The sequence below is a fragment of the Limnofasciculus baicalensis BBK-W-15 genome (genome assembly GCF_024178385.1).
Classification (GTDB): Bacteria; Cyanobacteriota; Cyanobacteriia; order Cyanobacteriales; family Coleofasciculaceae; genus Limnofasciculus; species Limnofasciculus baicalensis.
Genome location: NZ_JAMZMM010000115.1, coordinates 1 through 16,507, shown reverse-complemented (window position 1 = coordinate 16,507; position 16,507 = coordinate 1). Strand labels below are relative to the sequence as shown.

General features: G+C 41.2%; 11 protein-coding genes and 1 pseudogene. 6 read left to right on the top strand and 6 right to left on the bottom strand.

Annotation, left to right across the window (positions count from 1 at the left end; translation table 11 throughout):
- Positions 1-188: 188 nt before the first annotated feature.
- Positions 189-3,128: a CHAT domain-containing protein gene (locus tag NJ959_RS13200; protein WP_254012218.1), complete on the top strand. Its 2,940-nt coding sequence runs from the start codon at positions 189-191 to the stop codon at positions 3,126-3,128.
- Here NJ959_RS13200 and NJ959_RS13195 read toward each other — a convergent pair.
- Complete coding sequence (locus tag NJ959_RS13195; protein ID WP_254012217.1) at positions 3,103-3,897, bottom strand: DUF928 domain-containing protein; 795 nt, start codon at positions 3,895-3,897, stop codon at positions 3,103-3,105. The two genes, NJ959_RS13200 and NJ959_RS13195, sit on opposite strands and share 26 nt — an antisense overlap.
- 480 nt (positions 3,898-4,377) lie before the next feature.
- On the opposite strand from NJ959_RS13195, the gene NJ959_RS13190 reads away from it, so the two are divergent.
- From NJ959_RS13190 to NJ959_RS30700, 3 genes and pseudogenes are all read left to right on the top strand, one after another.
- Positions 4,378-5,751, top strand: coding sequence for an AAA-like domain-containing protein (locus NJ959_RS13190; protein ID WP_254012216.1), 1,374 nt, complete (start codon positions 4,378-4,380; stop codon positions 5,749-5,751).
- A 154-nt stretch (positions 5,752-5,905) separates the two neighbouring features.
- Positions 5,906-7,039 (top strand): annotated as a pseudogene (locus NJ959_RS30705) (AAA-like domain-containing protein); the annotation flags it as partial.
- Positions 7,013-8,881 (top strand): CHASE2 domain-containing protein, encoded by a 1,869-nt coding sequence (locus tag NJ959_RS30700; RefSeq protein ID WP_373693657.1) that lies wholly within the window; start codon positions 7,013-7,015, stop codon positions 8,879-8,881. The pseudogene NJ959_RS30705 and the gene NJ959_RS30700, both read left to right, overlap by 27 nt.
- Positions 8,882-8,980: 99 nt before the next feature.
- On the opposite strand, the gene NJ959_RS13180 is transcribed toward NJ959_RS30700, so the two are convergent.
- Positions 8,981-10,174, bottom strand: coding sequence for a histidine kinase (locus tag NJ959_RS13180; protein ID WP_254012214.1), 1,194 nt, complete (start codon positions 10,172-10,174; stop codon positions 8,981-8,983).
- A gap of 218 nt (positions 10,175-10,392) precedes the next feature.
- Here NJ959_RS13180 and NJ959_RS13175 point away from each other — a divergent pair, with 218 nt between their 5' ends.
- The gene (locus NJ959_RS13175; RefSeq protein ID WP_254012213.1) at positions 10,393-11,985 is read left to right on the top strand and encodes a glycoside hydrolase family 57 protein; all 1,593 of its coding nucleotides are present in this window, start codon (positions 10,393-10,395) and stop codon (positions 11,983-11,985) included.
- Positions 11,986-12,079: 94 nt separating this feature from the next.
- Here NJ959_RS13175 and NJ959_RS13170 read toward each other — a convergent pair whose 3' ends face one another.
- The 3 genes from NJ959_RS13170 to petC form a co-directional block, all read right to left on the bottom strand.
- Complete coding sequence (locus NJ959_RS13170; protein ID WP_254012212.1) at positions 12,080-12,523, bottom strand: hypothetical protein; 444 nt, start codon at positions 12,521-12,523, stop codon at positions 12,080-12,082.
- Between the two features lie 447 nt (positions 12,524-12,970).
- Entirely contained in the window at positions 12,971-13,960 is a 990-nt protein-coding gene (petA, locus tag NJ959_RS13165; protein ID WP_254012211.1) for a cytochrome f, read from the bottom strand.
- A 235-nt stretch (positions 13,961-14,195) separates the two neighbouring features.
- A complete protein-coding gene (gene petC / locus NJ959_RS13160) occupies positions 14,196-14,738 on the bottom strand; it encodes a cytochrome b6-f complex iron-sulfur subunit (RefSeq protein WP_254012210.1) in 543 nt (180 codons plus the stop codon).
- 311 nt (positions 14,739-15,049) lie between these two features.
- Between petC and NJ959_RS13155 the strand changes: the two genes are divergently transcribed.
- A complete protein-coding gene (locus NJ959_RS13155; RefSeq protein ID WP_254012209.1) occupies positions 15,050-15,367 on the top strand; it encodes a DUF3067 family protein in 318 nt (105 codons plus the stop codon).
- On the opposite strand, the gene rppB is transcribed toward NJ959_RS13155, so the two are convergent.
- Positions 15,364-16,507, bottom strand: a 1,144-nt coding sequence (gene rppB / locus NJ959_RS13150) for a two-component system sensor histidine kinase RppB (protein ID WP_254012208.1), incomplete at its 5' end; no start/stop codon positions are given. The two genes, NJ959_RS13155 and rppB, sit on opposite strands and share 4 nt — an antisense overlap.

Genomic DNA, 16,507 nt, shown 5'->3' with positions numbered 1-16,507 from the left:
AAACAACAAGAGATAATAAACCAAAGGTGATTGTCGAAGCTCAAGGCTGGTATAAAGATGCTAATGGGAATGTGATTTTTACTGCTGCACCGACGGCGGTGACACCCCATGGGAGTTGGTTAAGTTCAGTTAATTGTCAGGCGCGATAATTTCTAAATAGGTCGTATTTTTAGGTCAAATTGGTATAAATGATGAAACACATATTGCCATCGCGATTCTCACATTACCCCTTGAGGCGAAGAATTATCTTAGTTATCTTAGGACTAATTTTAAGTCTCAGCATCCACACACTACCACAAGTTAGAGCAGCACTACCTATTCCACCTGAAAACTCACCCATCGCCTTAGTACAATCAGGCAAAAATCACTATGATGCTGGACAATTTTCAGAAGCCGTACAAATCCTACAACAAGCCCAACAGAATTACGAAGCATCTGGAGATGTCCTCAAACAAGCACAAGTTCTGAGTCTATTGTCTTTATCCTATCAGAAATTGGGACAATGGGACAAAGCAGAAGAGGCAATTAACGCCAGTCTATCCTTAATAGAAACAGTACCAAATGGTAGCGATATCGTCCATGCCCAAGTATTGAATGCTCAAGGAAATTTACAATTAGCGACAGGAAATGCAGAAGCTGCTTTAAAAACTTGGCAAGCTGCTGAAACCTTTTATAAAAAAGTAGAAGATAAAGTTGGCATACTAGGTAGTCATATCAATCAAGCTGAAGCAATGCAAGCATTGGGATTATATCGACGTACTGAACAACTTTTAGCACAGGTAGAAGAAGAACTTTTGCATCTGAATGACTCTCCCCTAAAAGCAAAAGGTTTACAGAATCTCGGTAATGTTCTCCGACAGAAAGGAGATTTAGACAAATCCCACAAAATTTTAACCCAAAGTTTAGCAGTTACACAAGAATTAAAATCGCCTCAACAGGAAAGTCAAGTATTACTTAGTTTAGCTAACACAGAGCGAACTCTAGCCAGACGTTCCGAGGTTTTCAAGGATAAAACCGCCGCAAAAAAATATAATCAAGATGCAATAAAGCAGTATCAAGAATCAGCTAAAATTGCAACTTCTCCACTAACAAAAATACAGGCTCAACTTAATCAGTTAAGTCTATTAATTGAGATAGAACAATTGTCCAATGCCAAAACAATAGTACCTCAAATAATCGCAGAAGTTGCCACATTACCAGTGAGTCGAGCATCTGTCTATGCTCATGTAAACTTAGCAGAAAGCTTGATGAAAATGTCATTAATGAGTGGTGATTCATCATTAGTCAGGAGTGGAGCCGATTTTTGCGAAAATACCTGGCGATTGGAAATCGCGGCTACACAAACGAAGTCCGCCTTCGCGGACTCAATTCAGCCTGCGGAGGCAGGCTTTGTTTGTGTAGCCCCAGACTTCCAGTCTGTGGGAAATTTGCCAGATGGAGATACTCCCTTGGCAAAAGGTAATTCGTCATTAGTAATTGGCAAACAACAAATAACCAATAACAAACAACAAATAACCAATAACAAACAACCAACAACAAACAATATTCCTCAAATTCTAGAAACGGCAATTAAACAAGCTGAAAGCTTAAAAGATGAAAGAGCAAAATCTTACAGTCTAGGCACATTGGGTAAGTTTTATGAAAATACTGAAGACTGGAAAAATGGCAAAAATGTTACCGAAAAAGCCTTGTTAGTTGCCCAACAAATCAACGCATCAGATATCGCTTATCAATGGCAGTGGCAGTTGGGGCGTTTGCTGCAAGATGAAGCTGAGACGATAAGCCAAAATAAAGAAGCAAATCCAGATGCAATCGCATATTATACCGCCGCATTTAATACCCTCAAGAGTTTACGGAGCGATATCGTTTCTCTGAATCCCGAAATTCAGTTTTCCTTCCGAGAAAGTGTGGAACCAATTTATCGACAATTAGTTGATTTGCTTTTACGTTCCCCAACTCCTCCTAAAGAAAATCTGATTCAAGCGAGGAATGTTATGGAAGCATTGCAATTAGCCGAGCTTGATAACTTCTTTCGGGATGCTTGTGCCACACCAGAGGCAGTGAATATTGATAATGTGGATAAACAAGCGGGAATTTTTTATCCGATTATCCTAGAAAATCGCTTGGAAGTAATCCTCAAATTACCTGGAGAAGATAACCTACACCACTATGGAAATAACGGTGTATCAGAAGCTCAAGTAGACGAAGCAGTACAAGAATTGCGAATTGCTTTAACCAAACGCAGCTCCAGCATCAGTCAGGTGAAAAAGGCTTCAAAAAAAATCTATGATTGGTTGATTAAACCCTTTGAAAATGAGCTAAAAAATGTGAGTAATTCAGAGGGTAATCGAGTAAAAACCTTAGTATTTGTCCTAGATGGTTCATTGCGGAATATTCCACCTGCTACCCTCTATGATGGGGAAAAATACTTGGTAGAAAAGTATGCTATAGCAATGACTCCTGGTTTACAATTACTCGAACCCAAACCTCTGGTAGCTGAAAATATTAAAGTCTTAATCGCGGGCGCAACTAATGCTCCTAGTTTTCAGAAAGAAAAGTTTACATCTTTAGATAACGTAGAAGATGAATTGAAGGAAATAGGAGGAGAACTAATTAACTCTGAGACACTTCAGAATCAGAACTTTCTTGAAGAAAATATTCAAACTCAGATTAATTCTGCTCCCTTTAATATCGTCCATATCGCCACTCATGGTAAGTTTAGTTCCAATCCACAAGAAACCTTTATTTTGGATTGGAATAAACGGATTACAGTTAAAGATTTAGATAGTTTACTAAGAATTAACAATCCCACCAAAGCAACTGCGATTGAATTGTTAGTCCTGAGTGCCTGTGAGACAGCGGCTGGGGATAAAAGAGCCGCTTTAGGATTAGCAGGAATTGCCATCCGTGCGGGTGCCCATAGTACTCTAGCAACCTTGTGGCAAGTCAATGATGCCTCCACAGCAGCATTTATGCTTCGGTTTTACCAACAACTTAGTAATCCTGAAATTAGTAAAGCCGAAGCAATCCGAAACACCCAAATCGCTTTTATGTCAGAGTATCCGAATACTGATTACAATCGTCCTTATTATTGGGCACCATTTATTTTGGTGGGGAATTGGTTGTAACGCTGCCAGCAATAGGCTGTGGAGCAATACTATTTAAACCGATATTTTCATCGGTTAATAAATCAACCCACAGCTTATTAATGGTAGGATTTTCTGGTTCTTTTAAGCGCAGTTGAGCTAATTCAGTCAGCGTCTCATACCAAATACTATGTTTAGTATAAGCGGCAATCCTTTCTAGGGGAGTTTTTGCAGTTTTCAACTCCTCTGCAAGCTGAATAGAGGGTGACACTCTTTTGACAATTCCAGTCACAGAGTCTGGAGTTTTCTGATTGGTTGAGTCTGAGGAAGGACAATTAATTTCAAAGTACCAGCGATAGGTTTTTCCTACCTCCAAAGATTTATTAGTTGAGGGTAGACTGATACCAACAACTCCTGCTTTAGCTGGCAGTTGGAAGCGAGTGCGGTAAACATCTTCGTCCCCATCCTGCAAAGAAAATTCTCCTGAAGGCACTTCCGCTGAGGTATAGGGTACATAAACCCAGAAAGTTGGATGTTCGCTGACAGTTAACTCAAAGTTTTTCTCACCTGCTAAATGAGTGAGAGGTGGACTTTCGGCTTTATAGATACAGTCTCCACGAGTACCTGTGCCACGATTTGTCTGAGGAGTACCGTTGTCTGGTAATGGTGGATTTGCTAGCACAAAGCGAATTCCTATTGGATCGGAATTGGCATTATTTGGCTTATCCAACTCTGCTAATGAAGGCAGCGGTAAGCTGATGAGACTAGCAATGATTAAAATAGCGTTAATTATTGGTTTGGTTGGAGTCATGATTTTGTTATTGGTTGTTAGTTGTTGGTTGTTTGTTGTTGGTTGTTTGTTGACTACTCCCCACTCCCCACTCCCCACTCCCTATTCATCTGAATTACTAGCATATTTTAAGGCTTAATGCCATATTTGAGGAAAAGTAAGGACGGTCAGAACTCAGGTCAATTCAGATAATTTAGGAAAATTTAGGATAATTTAGAAAAATTCAGATTAAGATAGTGGTAGCTGGGGCTATTATAGCAAATAATTGTCGATCGGTGGGTATCCGATCGCAAATCAAGATCCGTAAAGTAAAGTATAAGAATTAGCTCGTAGTAGGCGATGGCAGTGCCTACTACATACTTTTAATCATTTACCTCTACTTACTTAATCTATTGTCCCTTACACAACTCCTCCCCATACCGACATCTTAAAAGGAAGGAGTAACTTTATTTAATTTCTATTGTGAAATAATTTATCCCTTAACCTTGAACAGGATATTTTATGGAGTTTAACCTAGATGAGGCAGTAAGAATTGTTAATCAAGCCCTATCCTTGAAAGTCAACCGAAGCTTGACTGATGTTGAGGTAATTGTACTGAAAGGAGCTTGGCAGAGGCAAGAATACGATGAAATTGCCACCAAACATCAATATGCGACAAGTTATATTAGTCAAGATGTAGCACCCAAGCTATGGAAAACACTTAGCGAAGTCTTCGGGGAAAAAATGAAAAAAAGTAATTTCAAACATGTTATCGAACAATATTGGCGAACGAAAACCGTTACTGAACCTTCTTTCGAGACAAGTCTTTCTTCAGAAGAAATAACAGGAGAATCTGACTATTCAATTTTTACCTCTCACCAACAAACCGAATCATTAATTTTCGATCGCTATGTAGAACGATCTCCTCTCGAAACAACCTGCTATAAAACTCTTTTAGAACCCGGTTCTCTCGTCCGAATTAAAGCTAGCAGCCTGATGGGTAAAACCTTTCTCATCACGAAAGTATTAACTCTCTTAGCTGAACAAGGCTATCGTACTGCTAATTTAAGCTTTAAGCTAGCAGATAGCAAAACCCATTTGACAGATCTTGATAAATTCTTACGTTGGTTATCTATCAATATTAGTAAAGAACTCGGCTTACCTAATCACTTAGAAGAATACTGGGATGAAGAAGATATGGGTTCTAAAGTAAGCTGCACCACCTATTTTGAAGACTATCTCCTCCCATCAGAAGATAGTCCCTTAGCTCTGTGTTTAGATGATGTGGATTTACTATTTCCCCATCCAGAAATTTACGAAGACTTTTTTGGATTGTTACGTTCCTGGTATGAAAAAGCAAGGAGTCGCCAACGTTGGAAAAAATTGCGTTTAGTTATCGTTCATTCAACCGATGTTTATATCAGACTAAATATTAATCAATCTCCCTTTAACGTAGGTTTACCGATTGAATTATCAGAATTTACCTCTCTTCAGGTGAAAGAATTTGCCAAACAGCATAAACTAGAATCAGACATGAATTTCCTTGAACCACTAATGAACCTGGTGGGGGGACACCCCTACCTATTAGATCTAGCTTTCTCTCACCTGAAAAGTCATCCAGATACTAAACTAGAGGAATTCTTAGCAGATGCGCCCACAGAAGCTGGTATTTATGCTAGCCATTTGCGAGAGAATTGGTTACATTTGCGATCGCATCCACAACTAGCTACAGCTTTCAAAAATGTGGTAAATTCCATAGAAGCGGTGCAACTAGAACCGATGGAGGCTTATCAATTGCAAAGTATGGGATTAATCAAACTTTCCGGGAATCAAGTACAACCAAGATGTAATTTATATCGTCAGTATTTTCGCGAACACTTATTCCTTTTCCCATAGAAAAATATCTGGAGTGGGGAGTGGGGAGTATAAGATCTAGCGATTCTCTTCTTTGCGAACCGACTCTACGAGAAGCCGCTGCGCGTCTATGCGCTTACCTTTGCGTTCCTTTGCGTTAAAAAAACTGTATTCTTAAATAAATAGACTAGATCTAATGAATACTAAACCTAACTCAAATTATCGCTATCAAATTGGTGGAAGTTTACCATCTGATTCTCCTACCTACGTGGTGCGACAAGCAGACTCAGATCTTTTTAACGCCTTATTAAACGGAGAGTATTGCTATGTACTTAATTCCCGACAAATGGGTAAATCTTCTCTCCGGATACAGACGATGTGCAATCTGCAAAAACAAGGTATCACCTGTGCCGAAATTGAACTAAATGGCATTGGTAGCCAACAAATTACCGCACAACAATGGTATGGCGGGATTATTCAAGAGTTAATTAGTGGTTTTGATTTGCAGGTAAATCGGCGCAGTTGGTTGCGAGAGAGAGAAGATCTTTCCCCTGTGCAGCGGTTGGGTGAGTTTATTGAAACAGTATTACTGGAACAAATACCGCAAAACTTAGTTATTTTTATTGATGAAATTGATAGTGTTCTCGGTTTAAGTTTTCCCACAGATGATTTTTTTGCCCTAATTCGTAACTGCTATGATAAACGAGGTACTAAACTTGACTACAGACGATTGACTTTCGCTTTGTTGGGAGTAGCAACACCATCAGACTTGATTCAAGATAAAAATTCTACGCCTTTTAATATTGGTAAAGCAATTGAATTGAGGGGTTTTCAAATCCAGGAAAGTGCGGCTTTAGCTGAGGGATTTACGGGAATAGTTAGTAATCCTCAATCAGTATTAATAGAAGTGCTGAATTGGACAGGAGGACAACCATTCCTGACGCAGAAATTATGTAGAATTATTGCTAATTATTCTAGTCAGGAAAGGAATAATATCTCGATTATTTACGATGCTGAAGAGGCTAGATGGGTAGAAGAGCTTGTCCAAAATCAGATTATTGAAAATTGGGAAAGTCACGATGAGCCGGAACATATTAGAACTATTCGCGATCGCATTTTACGGAATTCCCGCTCTACCAAACAATTACTCTTATTATATAAGGAAATTTGCGAAGGGGGAAGGATTATTGCGACCAACTCTCCCGAACATATAGAATTACGGTTATCGGGGTTAGTCAAGAAACAAGAGGGCTATTTAGTTGTTTCTAACCCCATATATGAATTAGTTTTTAATTTGGATTGGATCGAGAGCAATCTGACTAGTTTAAACTCCATTTCTATAACTAATTACAACCCTCATGTAACTATTGACAATAATATAGATTATATAGACAATAATGTTCGGGATATATCCACTAAAAATACAACACCACTTCCACATTTTCGAGAAGATAGAGTTTTAGCCGCTATCGTCTTTACAGACGTAGAATCTTTTACCAAAAAGATGGTAACAGATGAACAGCATACTCTGGAATTAGTCCACCGAGACTTTCAACTGATGAACCAAATCTGCCAGGAATTTGAAGGACAAATTCTTAAATCATTAGGTGATGGGTTGTTGATGTACTTTGCTAGTGTGGAGAAAGCCGTATCCTCCTCCATAGCAATGCAAAAAGCTATCGCTACTGCCGCCACAAATCTACCAGAAAGTGACATTTTGCGCCATCGGATTGGCATTCATCTCGGAGAAGTATTTTTCAATGGCAATGATGTCATGGGCAATGGCGTAAATATGGCAGCGCGACTCCAAACACAAGCAATAGCAGGGGGGATTTGTCTGTCTCAAACTGTCTATGATGTCGTGAAAAATACCATTAAAATTGATGCTAGATACGGCGGATTGCGCTCTTTAAAAAATATTCCAGAACCCGTACCAGTTTATGAAATTCCTCCACCCCAAGAGCGGGAATTGCCAGTAAGATCGTTTATCCGTAAGTGGCGCAGTTGCTTATCAGTATTAGCAGCCAGTGCGATCGCAAGCAGCTTAGTTATAGGGATGCGCTCCCTTGGCTTTTTGCAGGTTTGGGAACTTAAAACATTCGATCAATTAATGCAATTACGACCAAATGAAGAATTAGATGAAAGATTTTTAATTATTACTATTACAGAAAAAGATGTCCAAGCTCAACCTCCTCAAGAAAGAGTAGGTGCTTCCTTATCAGATCGTTCCCTGGATCAACTATTAGCTAAATTAGAATCCTATCAACCAATAGCAGTAGGTTTAGATATTTATCGAGATCGTCCAGTCAATCCAGCTTATCGAGATTTAGCCACTCGCATGGCAAAGAATGAGCGCTTTTTTTCTATCTGTAATTACGGAGATCCTGGCGTTATTCCACCCCCGGAAGTTCCAGGCGAACGCCAGGGTTTTAATAATGTTATCCTCGATCCAGATGAAGTTATCCGTCGTCATATTTTAGCTGTAGGTTCAGCCTCTCCTTGTCAAAACCAATACTCTTTTAGTTGGCAGATACTTACCTATTATTTAGCACAAAAAAAAATTGAACCTAAGCTCACTTCAGACGGTTACCTTCAGCTAGGTTCAATTATATTTAAAACTTTAGGAAAAAATACAGCTAGCTATCATAATATCGACTCAAGCGGTCACCAAATATTACTCAATTATCGTGCCAATCGTCAGGTTTCTCATACCATTAGCATGACAGATTTTCTGAATGGTAAATTTAATCCCAATTTGGTGAATAATCGTATTGTCCTAATTGGCACAACTGCACCCAGTTTTAACGACAATAATTGGCGAATACCTGATAGTAGAGTTAGGGAGTCAATTCAGACAACGACTGGGGTAGAAATTCAGGCGCACATGATTAGTCAAATTCTCAGTGCTGTTTTAGATAATCGCCCCTTACTTTGGTGGTGGCCAAAGTCTGGTGAAACTATCTGGATTTGTGGTTGGTGTTTAGTAGGAGGAATAGTATTCAGTCGCTATCGTTCACTACTAGGTCTTTTAATTAGAGGAGGCATTGTTACTATTGTTTTATATGGAAGCTGCTGGATTCTTTTCTTACAAGGAGGTTGGGTTCCTCTAATTCCCGCAGCCTTAGCCTTGGTAATTGCTGGAGGATGTGTCATGGTTTTCGATCGATTTTAGGCTAGCACGACTTACGCAAAATCTGTCACTAAACTCCATATATAGTAGGGTGCGTTACATAACGCACCCTACAGATAGCATATGTAAACGGATTCGATATTACCGATAAATTGGCAGAGTAAAATGAAAACAGCCACCCCCCTTAGTTGCCGAATCAACCCAAATACGACCATAATGAGCGCGAATAATTTTTTGGCATAAAGATAAACCCACACCATATCCCTCTTTCGCTTCATCTCGCTCTAGACGAAAACGATCTTCAAAAATGCGATCGCGGTTTTCTTCTGGAATACCCGGACCATTATCGCAGATACTCACCTGAATTTTCTGAGCGGTGCGGTGGAGAATAGAAACCTGAATTTTTCCTCCTTCAGGCGTATATTTCATCGCATTATCTAGCAGATTAAGAATCACCTGCCGCACCAACTCACTATCGGCATAAACAAAAGGTAAGTTTTGGGGAATATCTGTTTCCAATTCCTGAGATTTGACCTGAAACTGCTCCCTAATCTGAACTAAAATATCCTGAAAAAGCGGTGCCAAGGCAAGTTTGCGGGGGTGGAGCTTAAAATCAACAGTACTCCCCTTAGTCGATTGCAGGATATCGTAAATTAGCTTATCCATAGCGCGGAACTGATTCCGTGCTTGTTCAAATAACCGCGCTTTCAGGGCTGGTGTCAACTCAGAAACGTGACTATTTTTGTGCTTTTGCTCCAATTCCAGCGTATCCACGGCAATTGAAGCAGCAGTTAAGGGACTGCGCAAGTCATGAGCCAACATAGACATAACTTGATCTTTAAATTGCAGTTGCTCGAGTAGTTCCGCTTTTTCTTGTTTGAGGCGAAAAATCTCGTCAGTAAGTTGAATTAATTCAATCGAAGATGCAAGGGAACCCCTGGTTGCTGGTAATATTAAGTCCGAACTAGCAGTCGATGAGCGTTCCGATACCTCTATCTCTTTAGGCTGCTGTGCTTGGTATTCCTCTGCTGCCCGTTGCCAACGAATCCAACAACTTTTGAGCTGGGCAATCAAACTACTCCCGGCAAGGGTTTGTCGGGGTAGGGGATGAATCTTAATCAGTGCTGGGGTAGCAACCAGCCGGAAATGTTCAGCAAGATAAGGATGTTCCCCAACACTGACAACCATGAGTTCAAAGGGGTAGTCTGCCCTCAAGGTTTCTAGATAACTGCGGATGCGATGGATATGCTTGCGGGAACTCGGGCGCTCATCGATAAACAGGAGTAGCTGTAGGGAGGCTTCCGAATCCGTTAACTTTTCAATAGCGGCGTGCATGAAATTTGGTGTTAGCACTGGACATAAAAGGCTTGAGGGAACGTTAGGCTTGACATATTATGGTGCGAGGGGCTGTTTTAATAATTTAGATTCTCAGGACAATCTAACTCTTAATAACCCGCTTCTACCCTTTCCAGTCTAAAATCTTAAAATACTGTAAAATTTCCCTAGCTAGCCTCAATTATAGTTACTAATCCACTCACGACTACAAATTCACCATGGCTACTGGCTACGTTGCCCTCGTCCTTCACGCCCATCTACCTTTCGTCCGACATCCGGAAAGTGACTATGTTCTGGAAGAGGAATGGCTCTTTGAAGCCATCACCGAAACATATATCCCCCTCCTTCATGTCTTTGAAGGGTTAAAGCGGGATGGGATTGACTTCAAAATAACCATGAGCATGACACCCCCTTTGGTGTCGATGCTCCGAGATCCCCTATTGCAAGAACGTTACGACAAACATCTGGCGTTACTTGAAGAACTAGTACAGAAAGAAGCCGAACATAACCAAAATAACGGTCATCTCCGCTACCTCGCCGAACATTACATTAAAGAGTTCGGCGAGATTCGCAAAACCTGGGAACGCTATAATGCAGATCTGATAACGGCGTTTAAGCAATTCCTGGATAGCAATAACCTGGAAATCATCACCTGCGGTGCTACTCACGGGTACTTCCCCCTGATGAAGATGTATCCGGAGGCGGTTTGGGCGCAAATTCAGGTTGCTTGCGAACATTACGAACAAAACTTCGGACAACCCCCAAAAGGTATTTGGTTGCCGGAATGCGCCTACTATGAAGGCGTAGAAAGAATGTTAGCGGATGCGGGGTTGCGCTATTTCCTTACTGATGGACACGGGATTTTATATGCTCGTCCCCGTCCCCGTTTTGGTACTTATGCTCCCATTTATACTGAAACAGGAGTAGCCGCATTTGGTCGAGATCAAGAATCCTCTCAGCAAGTTTGGTCTTCAGAAGTCGGTTATCCCGGCGCAGCCGAATATCGGGAATTTTACAAGGATTTAGGGTGGGAAGCTGAATACGAATACATAAAACCCTATATCATGCCCAACGGGCAGCGCAAAAATACTGGGATTAAATATCACAAAATTACAGGTCGTGGTTTAGGATTATCGGATAAAGCTTTATACGATCCCTATTGGGCACGGGAAAAGGCGGCTGAACATGCGGGGAACTTCATGTTTAACCGGGAACAGCAGGCTAGTAATTTAGCTGCTATCATGCAGCGTCCCCCGATTATTGTTTCGCCTTATGATGCGGAATTATTCGGTCACTGGTGGTATGAAGGTCCCTGGTTTATAGATTACCTCTTCCGTAAGTCCTGGCACGATCAGAGTACTTATGAGATGACTCATTTGGCTGATTATTTACGCAATAATCAGACTCAGCAAGTTTGTCGTCCTTCCCAATCTAGTTGGGGTTATAAGGGATTCCATGAATATTGGCTTAACGAAACTAATACTTGGATTTATCCTCACCTCCACAAAGCCGCAGAAAGGATGATTGAGTTGGGCAAACGGGAACCCGCCGATGAGTTGGAGTGGAAAGCTTTAAATCAAGCCGCACGAGAATTACTCTTAGCACAATCCTCTGATTGGGCGTTTATTATGCGGACAGGAACAATGGTTCCCTATGCAATCCGACGAACGCGATCGCACCTGATGCGCTTTAATAAGCTTTACGATGATATCAAAATCGGTAAAGTTGACAGTGGTTGGCTAGAAAAAGTTGAGGAAATTGATAATATCTTCCCTCAAATTAACTATCGGGTATATCGCCCGTTGTCATAGTTGAATCTGACACCAAGTTGCGGCTCATAATAGAATGTAGGACAGGCGTCCCGCCTGTCAGCCGCAGGTGTCCCGCCTGCTCTACTCTCAGCTCTTAATCAAGAAAACCCATTAAATATGCTTCATCATCAATAAAATTTGAAGCAATTGGGCGATTCCCCATAATCATTGTTACTTCGGAAATCTTGATTGTACTAGTAGAAATCGGACGATTTCCGGATACCGCCATCATCTCCCATACTTTCATATTGCTAGCACCAATCGGCCGTTCTCCCATGGCTGAGATGGTACCAATCATCTCAAAATGACTGGAGTCAACGGGACGGATTCCAGCCATAGATACTCGATCGCTAATATTAAGTGTACTCACGGCAATTGGGCGATTTCCAGGGAGAGGAATTGATGGCTCAATTAGAGCAATCCCCTGTCCAGATATTTCTGGTGCTTTTTCCTCAACTGCGATTACAGACACTGGTGTTTTATTATCCTTACTCATTTCAATCTCCTTTTTTACTTCTGGGGTTGTTAGATTTACCATTCCCATCAACTTGGGCAAGTGGCACTATTTCCCGGGATCGATACCTTTAGCTGTCCAACTCCCTTTGCTAAAGAGTTGGATAACTGAAAGTGCCTGGGTATTTAGTATTGCCGCTGACTCGGATTTTTATAAATACTATATAAATATTATAAACCTAAAATTATTATAAATAACCTTAACAAAAATACACAAAGCCCGCGATCGGGTAAATCTTTGCCAAGTTACCTGAGTTCGGAGTATGCGCGAAGCGCAGGCTACGCCAACGGAGTATGCGCGAAGTGCAGGCTACTCCGAACTCAGGTCAAGTTATAGCAATTTTCAGGTGAAGTCCAGAGAAAGGACAAAGAAACCCGGTTTCTTGAAGAAACCGGGTTTCTGAGGTGTACTTCATCCAACTGAAAACCGCTATATAGCAACGTAGGAAGGACGAGATACCCCTCGACTAACTTAGAAATTCATTTCAGCCGCTTGCACTTTCTCAATTTGCTTCTTCTTAATGACTAGCATGGCTTGAGATAGCATAATCGCGCCAATGAATACCATCAACCACTTAATCCGATTAGGATCTTGTAAGACAATTTCCACATCTTTCTGACCGAATCCACCCACATTAGGATTATTGGTCAAAGGTGCGCCAGCAGCGATTTCTTGTCCGGCAGAAACAATTAACTCTGGTCCAGCAGGGATTGTATTGACAACTGTCTCACCATCTGCTGTCTGAATAGTGACTTCATAACCACCGTATTCCAGCGCATTAATTTCGGTAATTGTACCAGATTTAGACGCATTAGTAGCGTTGTTATTGGTAGGATCACCTGTGGGGTAAACTTGTCCTCTTCCACGGTTAGCACCGACATGAATTGGGTACTTACCGAAATAGATTCCTTTCTGAGTGTTTGGATTGGGAGATAATACAGGGAAAACGATTTCTTGGTATTGTTCCCCAGGTAGAGGACCAACAATTACCACATTTTCCCAATCTGGGCGGTAGTTTTGGGTATAAAGTCCGCTAACTTCTTCTTGCATTTCCTCTGGAATACGATCCGGTGGAGCAATCTTGAAGCCTTCGGGTAGCATTAAAACTGCACCCACATTCAATCCGCCTTTAGAGCCATCACCCAAAACTTGCTGGCTACTCAAGTCGTAGGGAATTTTCACTACTGCCTTAAATACTGTATCCGGCAAGACTGATTGGGGTACTTCTACTTCCGTTGGTTTAGAAGCCAAGTGACAGTTAGCACAAACAATTCTACCAGTAGCTTCTCGGGGGGTTTCTGGGGCAGTTGCTTGCGCCCAAAAAGGATAAGCTGCTGCTGATTGGGGAAGTGCTAAATCGCTGGCGCATAAGAATCCAAAGATTGCCAAAACCAGCAAGATAGTTTTGGTAATCAGTCGCTTGCTGCTTTTGTACATCACCGATAAAAAGGGTGTTCTCATCGTTATAAGGAAAAAACTTGAAAGTTGGTCATTGGTCATTGGTTATTGGTTGTTTGTTATTGGTTGTTTGTTATTGGTCATTGGTTATTGGTTGTTTGTTATTGGTTGTTTGTTATTGGTTATTTGTTAAACAACCAATAACTTTGACAGTCGCTCTGCCTGTTTTACAACTAACAACAAAAAACTAACAACAAAAAACTAACAACAAAAAACTAACAACAAAAAACTAACAACCCTAAGTCCACCAGGGTGCTTCGCCAGTGCGGAAGTCTGTTTCTGTCCACTGGCTAAAGGCAAGCTTGTCATCTTCTGTGACAGTGGCGTGAACCAATGCCAAGGATAAAGGTGCTGGTCCGTGTACTACCTTGCCCTCATTGTTATACTGAGAACCGTGACAGGGACACATGAACTTGTTTTCACTAGCATTCCAAGGAACCACGCATCCTAAATGGGTGCAGACGGAGTTGATACCGTATTCCGTAAGGGTTTTATCTTCAGTGACAATGACGTAAGTGGGGTCGCCTTTTAAGCCTTGTGCTAGAGTGCGATCGCCTGCATTGTGACTGGCTACGAATGCGCTGACTACAATGTCATTGCCCAATGCGTCTTTGGCAATGACACCACCGCCTACGCCACCACTTGCTGGTGGAATAAAATACTTGACAATTGGATAGAGCGCTCCTACGAATGTACCTGTCACGGTACCAAACGCCAAGAGGTTCATAAATTGACGACGCCCCATATCGGGCACATCTGCGGAGCCAGAAACTTGAGCCATAACTGAACGCCTGAGGGTATATTTTTTTTAACAACTCTGGTAATATTCCCAGAGTTTTCTTAACCTATGCTCTTGGGAGGCAGGGGAATTCAAACAGGAGCATGGTTGCCCAAATCCTTGCAATAGAAGGATTTACAGCTTGAGATAGGAGTATTATTACATTTTTCGTACCCCTTATCATAAATTAATGAAATGGTGCTTTTGTAACGAAATGTCAATTAAAACAGGGAGGTGGGGAGTGGAACAGCGGATGCCATATCGGGAGGTGGGGAGTAGGGAGTGGGGAGTAGGGAGTAGGGAGTAGAATGCCGATGACAGGAAATGATTTGCGCCAACTGCTGATGGACAAGTGGGGACGCTCTTACGATATTCAGATCCGACGGATTCAGGGTAAGCTTTTTGTTCAGGTGATGTGGAAATACTTGGAGCAGGTGTCTTTCCCACTGTCTGAAGCTGAGTATCTGGAGCATCTCGATACTGTAGCTAATTATTTACATGGGTGGGGTGCGGTGACTCAGGTGCAAGATTATATTGAGCATAGTCGCGATCGCCCTCGTACTGGTAGAGCAGTCAGTATTCAAATTGATTTGGGCGATCGCGCGTCAGAATGGATGTTAGGGGATTTTTAACTGTGGGTTACAATTTTTAGCATTTTAATCGTCAAAGTACTACCAACACCTACTTGACTTTGAATGTGAATGGTACCTTGATGTGTTTGGGCAATAGCTTTAGCAATTGCTAATCCCAATCCAGAGCCTCCGGTGCGGCGAGAGCGATCGCTATTCACGCGATAGAAGCGATCGAATATGCGGGAATGTTCTGTTAGATCGATACCAATACCTGTATCTTGAACCTGAATTATAGCATTGCGATCGCTACTATCTAAAATAACCGTTACTTTCCCCTCTGCTGGAGTATATTGAATAGCATTAATAATTAAATTAGAAACTAGGCGATAAAGTTGATCTGAATCGCCAAAAACTTCCAATTGATTTTGGACACGAACGTCAGATATGATAGTTAATTGGGAAGCGATTCCTAATGGAGTAAATTCCTCTACTAAGTCGCTAACTATATCGTTCAAACAGCACTTCTGATGGGGAATTTGTACCGTTTGGCGATCAATGCGAGTCAAAAGTAACAAATCAGCAACTAACTTAGTTAAACGTCTGTTTTGACGTTCGATAGTTTCTAAGATATCCCGCGCATCTTTTTCCGCCAAATGAGGTATTAATAAAGCTGATTCTATAGTTGCTTGTGTGGCGGCTAAAGGAGTGCGCAATTCGTGGGCGGCATCGGCTGTAAACTGTTGAATTTGTTTGTAAGATTGGTAAATAGGTTTCATGGCTAACCCTGCCAAACACCAACTAGCACTACCAACTAAGATCAATGAAATTGGCATACCCAATGTCAGTACCAATCTGACTGTTTTGAGATAATCTTCAAAATCTTTAAAAGATCTTCCTACTTGAAAATATCCCCAATCTTGGCGATCTAGGGTATGGAGAGATACAGAAACTTGGTGATAAAGGTTACCGTCACTATCAGATATAATTTGTCGATATTCCTTATTCAAACTTGGGGATATTCCTACCGGATAAGTACCTGCAAATGCAATTAAACGTCCATACTTATCAAATAAACGTATATAATAACTACCTCGATTAATCGCGCTGAGAACATGGCGTTTTGGATTAGCCTTTTCGGAAACACAGGTAGTATCAACTAAACATAAATTAGGTAAAAAATCTTTAATAATAGGTTCCAAC

Coding starts and splice junctions, on each gene's coding strand:
- NJ959_RS13195 (WP_254012217.1), bottom strand. CDS start 3,897: ATGACTCCAACCAAACCAATAATTAACGCTATTTTAATCATTGCTAGT.
- petC (WP_254012210.1), bottom strand. CDS start 14,738: ATGGCTCAAGTTTCTGGCTCCGCAGATGTGCCCGATATGGGGCGTCGT.
- NJ959_RS13200 (WP_254012218.1), top strand. CDS start 189: ATGATGAAACACATATTGCCATCGCGATTCTCACATTACCCCTTGAGG.
- NJ959_RS13190 (WP_254012216.1), top strand. CDS start 4,378: ATGGAGTTTAACCTAGATGAGGCAGTAAGAATTGTTAATCAAGCCCTA.
- NJ959_RS13155 (WP_254012209.1), top strand. CDS start 15,050: ATGACAGGAAATGATTTGCGCCAACTGCTGATGGACAAGTGGGGACGC.
- NJ959_RS13175 (WP_254012213.1), top strand. CDS start 10,393: ATGGCTACTGGCTACGTTGCCCTCGTCCTTCACGCCCATCTACCTTTC.
- petA (WP_254012211.1), bottom strand. CDS start 13,960: ATGAGAACACCCTTTTTATCGGTGATGTACAAAAGCAGCAAGCGACTG.
- NJ959_RS13170 (WP_254012212.1), bottom strand. CDS start 12,523: ATGGTAAATCTAACAACCCCAGAAGTAAAAAAGGAGATTGAAATGAGT.
- NJ959_RS13180 (WP_254012214.1), bottom strand. CDS start 10,174: ATGCACGCCGCTATTGAAAAGTTAACGGATTCGGAAGCCTCCCTACAG.